Raw genomic sequence first — 615 nt, 5'->3', positions numbered from 1 at the left:
GTGATCGACGCGCCCGCCAGCGCGTTCTCCGCATCGGGCACGGCCTTCAGCGCGCGCGTCAGCAGATGCGGCCACGCCACCCCCACACCCAGCCCGAGCGCCACCATCGCCGTGCAGATAGGCAGCAGTGCGAGCCATTCGCCGTTGCTGTCGCGCGGCAGGAGCGCGAACAGGCCGAGCATGCCCGCCAGTTCGAGCAGCGGCCCGGCCACGATCAGGCGGCGCAGGTTCGGCCCGCTCGCGCCCGAGCAGGCCAGCGCGCCGAGCGTCCAGCCCGCGCCCATCAAGGCCGCCAGATAGCCGGCCGCGAGCGGCGGCTGGCGATGCAGCACCTGCAGGAACAGCGGCGCGAAGATTTCGGCGCTGGTCACCGTGAGCGACAGCAGCGCGAGGATCGCGTAGCACTTCGCGACCGGCGAGCCCGGACGGAACGCGCCGGACGGCAGCAGCCGGTTCGGCGCGCGCCGCTCGATGCGCACCAGCAGCGCCGCGCAGCCGATCGCCAGCGCGATGCCGCCCAGGTTCCAGGCCGGATCGGCGGACGCGCTGCCGGCCGAGGCGGCCAGCACCACCGCGATCAGCAAGCCGAGCTGCGGCTTCGGCGTGGCGGCGGCG

The 615-nt window shown here is 74.6% G+C and carries 1 pseudogene; it reads right to left on the bottom strand.

Annotated features, from left to right (window positions below):
• Positions 1 to 615, bottom strand: a pseudogene (locus tag G3N92_RS34760) (MFS transporter); the annotation flags it as partial.

It is taken from the genome of Burkholderia sp. Ac-20379 (assembly GCF_017104645.1).
Taxonomy (GTDB): domain Bacteria; phylum Pseudomonadota; class Gammaproteobacteria; order Burkholderiales; family Burkholderiaceae; genus Burkholderia.
Note: the sequence above shows the minus strand (reverse complement) of the source record. Positions and strands in the feature narration are given on the sequence as shown.